General features: G+C 50.8%; 8 protein-coding genes. All 8 read left to right on the plus strand.

What is annotated here, in order from left to right:
* Window positions 1-320, plus strand: a 320-nt coding sequence (locus tag HMPREF0673_RS14935; RefSeq protein ID WP_007902703.1) for a hypothetical protein, incomplete at its 5' end; no start/stop codon positions are given.
* Window positions 321-499: 179 nt separating this feature from the next.
* Entirely contained in the window at window positions 500-898 is a 399-nt protein-coding gene (locus tag HMPREF0673_RS11655; RefSeq protein ID WP_007902705.1) for a helix-turn-helix domain-containing protein, read from the plus strand.
* On the plus strand, window positions 876-1,982 hold the full coding sequence (locus HMPREF0673_RS11660; protein WP_007902707.1) for an AAA family ATPase: 1,107 nt from the start codon (window positions 876-878) through the stop codon (window positions 1,980-1,982). Before HMPREF0673_RS11655 ends, HMPREF0673_RS11660 begins: the two co-directional genes overlap by 23 nt.
* 105 nt (window positions 1,983-2,087) lie before the next feature.
* Complete coding sequence (locus HMPREF0673_RS11665; protein WP_007902709.1) at window positions 2,088-2,975, plus strand: toprim domain-containing protein; 888 nt, start codon at window positions 2,088-2,090, stop codon at window positions 2,973-2,975.
* Window positions 2,976-3,287: 312 nt separating this feature from the next.
* Entirely contained in the window at window positions 3,288-3,740 is a 453-nt protein-coding gene (locus HMPREF0673_RS11670; RefSeq protein ID WP_007902712.1) for a hypothetical protein, read from the plus strand.
* Between the two features lies 1 nt (window position 3,741).
* On the plus strand, window positions 3,742-4,065 hold the full coding sequence (locus HMPREF0673_RS11675) for a DUF4134 domain-containing protein (protein WP_040596945.1): 324 nt from the start codon (window positions 3,742-3,744) through the stop codon (window positions 4,063-4,065).
* A 73-nt stretch (window positions 4,066-4,138) separates the two neighbouring features.
* Window positions 4,139-4,516 carry a DUF4134 domain-containing protein gene (locus HMPREF0673_RS11680; protein ID WP_007902717.1) on the plus strand — a complete coding sequence of 126 codons (378 nt, stop codon included), beginning with the start codon at window positions 4,139-4,141 and terminating at the stop codon, window positions 4,514-4,516.
* Window positions 4,517-4,529: 13 nt separating this feature from the next.
* Window positions 4,530-4,826, plus strand: a complete 297-nt coding sequence (locus tag HMPREF0673_RS11685) for a hypothetical protein (RefSeq protein ID WP_007902719.1) — start codon at window positions 4,530-4,532, stop codon at window positions 4,824-4,826.
* The last annotated feature ends 38 nt before the right edge of the window (window positions 4,827-4,864 follow it).

Genomic DNA, 4,864 nt, shown 5'->3' on the forward strand with positions numbered 1-4,864 from the left:
GTGCCAATGCTTATCATCTGTTTTGCGTTTCTGACGTACGTGTCGAGGATATGGAAGCCCTGTTTGCCTGCCGGAAAGGGTTCAGCATCCGTGTGAACAAACTCCGGCTTGTGGCAATCCTGTTCAATTCGCTCCTCGAACATTCGCTTATCAGATACGAATGGCAGAGTACCTTGGAAGCAGGACGGTTACTGGTCCGCAAGAGCGGAAAGGGATTCGTCAGCCAGTCGAACCTTTCGTCTTCCCTGACCGCCCTACGGAAGAAGATGACATCGGCAGCCTATGGTATACAACAGGCCGTGGATGAACTGGCAAAATGACAAAAAGTGCCAAGAAGTGAAGTATGTGAAAGGTAAAAGGTTGATAGTTGCATTGACACTTCCCAACTATCAATCTGCAGATTGAAGCAATATAGCTTTCCTGCCCTACCTTTGCCCTCCGTTAGCGCGCTACATAACGGAGGACATACTTCCATTGTCTAATTTAAAAAATCATTCGTATGCAAAACAACAGATTGACATTTATGGAACAGCTGAGTGAACGTCTCACCAACATTGAGACTATCTTGAAGAAACTGGATCCGGTGGAAAGCCTGCTGGAACGTATCACGTTGCTGGAAAAGAACATCTATACCACCAAGGGGGTATTCACCTTCCAGGAGGCCTGCATGTATATCGGTATATCCGAAAGCATGCTCTACAAACTGACCTCCAGCAAGGAGATTCCACACTTCAAGCCACGCGGCAAGATGCTCTACTTCGCCAAGGAGGAGCTGGACAAATGGCTCAAGCAGAATTATGAACCGACAGCGGAGGAAGCGGCACGCATGGCAAACGAAGCGGCAGCTGCCCAACCGTTCTTTAACCAGAGACGTTATGGAAAACGAAAGAAGAACTGACCCCAGTCTGGATATGGGACCGGAGGAGTGTCTCTTGTCAAACATTCTCTCCGCCTCACAGATCCGTGCCGCAGATACCTACGAAACGCCGCCGCAAATCATCTGGATTGACAACTCTACCATCGCCACACTCGGTAACTTCAGTGCATCGACCGGCAAAGCCAAATCGAAGAAAACATTCAATGTCTCAGCCATTGTCGCCGCATCGCTGGCCGGGAAGCAGGTGCTGAACTACCGGGCGCACCTGCCCGAAGGAAAGCAGAGAATCCTATATGTGGACACGGAGCAGAGCCGCTTCCACTGTCACAACGTACTGGCACGTATCCTGCGGCTGGCCGGACTGCCACCGACAACCGACAGCGAGAATCTTGACTTCATCTGCCTGCGTGAATATTCGCCGGCGATACGCATCGGAGTCATCGACTACGCCCTGCGGCAGAGGAAAGGCTATGGCCTGGTCATTATCGACGGCATACGTGACCTGATGCTCGACATCAACAGCACCAGCGAATCGGTGGAAGTCATCAACAAGATGATGGAATGGTCGTCGAAATATGACCTGCACATCCATTGCGTGCTGCATCTGAACAAAGGGGACAACAATGTCCGGGGGCATATAGGTACGGAGATGAGCAACAAGGCGGAGACCGTGCTGGTCATCAGCAAGAACAGCGAGCAGCCGAACATCAGCGAGGTACATGCGCTGCACATCCGGGAGAAAGAGTTCAAGCCCTTTGCCTTTACGGTCAACGAGAGCGGCCTGCCGGTTCTCGCAGAAGGACACCTGTCCGACAGCCTCCCATGCGCGAAACCTAAACAGCGGACGGGATTTATGGATCTGACCGTAGAGCAGCACCGGGAAGCCCTCTCCTCCGCATTCGGGGACAAGCCCATCCGCGGATTCGAGAATATGCTGCAGGCTATGATGGTCGCCTACGAGACCATCGGGTTCAAGCGCGGACGGAACGTGATGGTGAAGCTGCTGCAGTACCTGACGGACACCCTGAAACTGGTCGTCAAGCGGGACAAGCTTTTCTACTACGACATGACCCCTGCGGAAACCATGCTTTTCGAGGAAGAATGATGCCGGGCGCGGGCCTATATAATTCAGTTTAATTTAGTATCTATCTATATAGGGTCATAAACCAAACTAAACTGGTTTTGTGCAAACAAGTGAAAAGAAACAGCCATGAACATAGAAGAAGCAAAAAGTGTGCGTATCGTGGATTTCCTGGCCCGGCTCGGGCACCATGCGCAGTATGTAAAATCGGAGCAGTACTGGTATCTCTCGCCGCTGCGGAAAGAGGTCTCACCTTCGTTCAAGGTCAATGACCGGGAAAATGAATGGTACGACTTTGGTGAAGCGATCGGCGGTGACCTGGTGGAATTGGGAAGGTACCTTTGCGGAATGGGAAGCGTGAGCGAGGCACTTGCCTACATCGAACGGACTGCCGGTAATGCCTCTTTGCCGAGGATACGGTTGCCTGCCGCTCCGCCCCGTCCGGTGGAAGCCGACATGAAGAACCTGATGGTCATTCCTCTACGACACCATGCTCTGCTCTCGTATCTCCAGTCGAGGATGATTGATGCGGACATCGGACGGATGTTCTGCAAGGAGATCCATTACGAACTGCGCCAGCGGCATTATTTCGCACTGGCCTTCGGAAACGTCTCCGGCGGCTTCGAGGTGCGCAACGCCTACTACAAGGGGTGCATCAACAGCAAGGACATATCCCTGATACCGCACCTGCACGGTGAAGTGCAGAGCTGCATCTGCCTGTTTGAGGGATTCATGGACTTTCTATCCTACCTGACACTCCGGCAGATGAAGGACAGCACCGTCTGTATCGACGTACCCTGCGACTACCTGGTGATGAACTCGGTCGGCAACCTCAGAAAGACGCTGGCGCATCTGCAAGGTTACGGACAAATCCACTGTTACCTTGACAATGACCTTGCCGGGCAAAAGACAGTGGAGACCATCGCCGGACTGTATGACAGCCGTGTCTGCAACGAGTCCGTCCGCTACACCGGCTACAAGGACCTGAACGACTACCTGCGTGGAAAAAGACTGTAGTTCATCGGGATTACATCTGTCAATGGATAAAGGAAACGGCATGGCTTTCAGAAATAGAGTACTCCGAATAACCCATTGATGTGCGCATAATAAAGAGGACAACTTGTAAGAGTTGTCCTCTATTTATTTTCCGACCTCTCTTGTTTTGTCCTTCAAATATTGATTAGAATATGATTTTTGAATATGATTTTAAGATTTTGGAGAAATCTTATATAAAAACGTATTGATTTATAGATAATCTTTTCACAATTACAATTATCCGTCTTTATTTTGCGAATCATATTTATATAATAATCATATTAAATAAACGATATGAAATCATATTTCATTTTCATCATTGTCCTTACAGTAGTCTATGCCATCTATTATGCGGTCATCATCGTACAGGACCTATACGGAAAAAAGGGAACAGACAAACCGAAAGAAGAGGTGTTTGACCTCGGCGACCCGGAAGAGGAACAGAGTGTCACGGTAACGGAAAGCGACACGGGCTTCCATGTGGGTGACGAGCAGTATGAAACGGAGGTCGGATTCGCTGTCATGCCTGCACCACAGGAGGCAGAGCGTGCCGGTGGCACCGGGGAAACTGCCATGGAAGAGAAACTGGAACGCCTGAAGGCCCGGATGGAGGAGCAGATGGAAGAAACCACGCCCTACCTGTCAGACGCATTCACGAATGAAGAACTCTACAGGGCCATGATTGCCAAAGGCAAGACAGACAACCGTCCGGAACTGGAATGGAAACCTTTAAAAGACCGATTGTAGCATGCCGAGAACAAGAAAAATACTGTGTCTGCTGTGCCTGATCCCCTCTGCGGCAATGGCCAAGAGCGGCAGCGTAAACTACAGCTGGGGTGCGGATGCGCTGGCGACGATGCACGACTTCGTGGTAACGATGATGCTCTATGTGCTGTATGTCTGCTACGCTATCGCCTCCGTGTTTGTGGTTGTTTCCGCACTTCAGATCTATATCAAGATGAATACGGGCGAAGACGGTGTTGTGAAATCCATCGTTTCACTGGTCGGAGCCTGTCTCTTCATCATCGGAGCCTCCATCGTATTCCCGGCTCTTTTCGGCTATCGCATATAGACCGACAAACCATAAGAAGCAGTCAAAACAGCAATAAAAAAACAATAAGTATCACTCAAAAACAAAGACAAGTATGTTGAAGAAAATCAAAAAGATGAGCCGCAAGGCAAAAGAGAGTTTCAAGAGAGTATCGAACAAGGCAGTCCTGCTTGCCCTGACCCTGGCGGGCGGTATTCCGGCTATGGCCCAAAGCACGGCCGGAGACTACTCGGCCGGTACGACGGCCCTGTCCACCGTAGCAGAGGAAATCGTGAAATATGTGCCGGTCATGGTCAAGCTCTGCTATGCCATTGCAGGTGTGGTAGCCATCATCGGAGCCATATCAGTGTATATCGCCATGAACAACGAGGAACAGGACGTGAAGAAGAAGATCATGATGATTGTGGGTGCCTGCCTCTTCCTGATTGCGGCTGCCCAAGCGCTGCCCATGTTCTTCGGCATTGACATCTAAAACTAAAAAGGCGATGAAGGGCAGTGAGGAACATTATCCGGATTATCCGCTGTTCAAGGGGCTGCAGCAGCCTCTGGAACTGATGGGACTGCAAGGCCGCTATATCTATTGGGCGGCAGGTGTGGCGGGAGGAGCCATTGCCGGCTTCATCGCCACCTACTGTCTGGCCGGCTTCGTAGCCGGGCTGGTCATACTGGCTGCCGTCCTGTCGGGAGGCATCGTACTGATCATCCTCAAGCAGCGGAAAGGCCTGCACAGCAAGAAAGTAAAGCAAGGCGTGTATGTGTATGCCAGTTCACGCCAAATCTGACAGCAGAAGAAAAACCATCACGGCAATGTGTGTGGCTG

Source organism: Leyella stercorea DSM 18206 (assembly GCF_000235885.1).
GTDB classification, from domain to species: domain Bacteria; phylum Bacteroidota; class Bacteroidia; order Bacteroidales; family Bacteroidaceae; genus Prevotella; species Prevotella stercorea.

What these genes read in the sequence shown, in the direction of transcription:
- HMPREF0673_RS11655 (WP_007902705.1), top strand. Translation starts at nt 500, where the DNA reads ATGCAAAACAACAGATTGACATTTATGGAACAGCTGAGTGAACGTCTC.
- HMPREF0673_RS11685 (WP_007902719.1), top strand. Translation starts at nt 4,530, where the DNA reads ATGAAGGGCAGTGAGGAACATTATCCGGATTATCCGCTGTTCAAGGGG.
- HMPREF0673_RS11660 (WP_007902707.1), top strand. Translation starts at nt 876, where the DNA reads ATGGAAAACGAAAGAAGAACTGACCCCAGTCTGGATATGGGACCGGAG.
- HMPREF0673_RS11680 (WP_007902717.1), top strand. Translation starts at nt 4,139, where the DNA reads ATGTTGAAGAAAATCAAAAAGATGAGCCGCAAGGCAAAAGAGAGTTTC.
- HMPREF0673_RS11675 (WP_040596945.1), top strand. Translation starts at nt 3,742, where the DNA reads ATGCCGAGAACAAGAAAAATACTGTGTCTGCTGTGCCTGATCCCCTCT.
- HMPREF0673_RS11665 (WP_007902709.1), top strand. Translation starts at nt 2,088, where the DNA reads ATGAACATAGAAGAAGCAAAAAGTGTGCGTATCGTGGATTTCCTGGCC.
- HMPREF0673_RS11670 (WP_007902712.1), top strand. Translation starts at nt 3,288, where the DNA reads ATGAAATCATATTTCATTTTCATCATTGTCCTTACAGTAGTCTATGCC.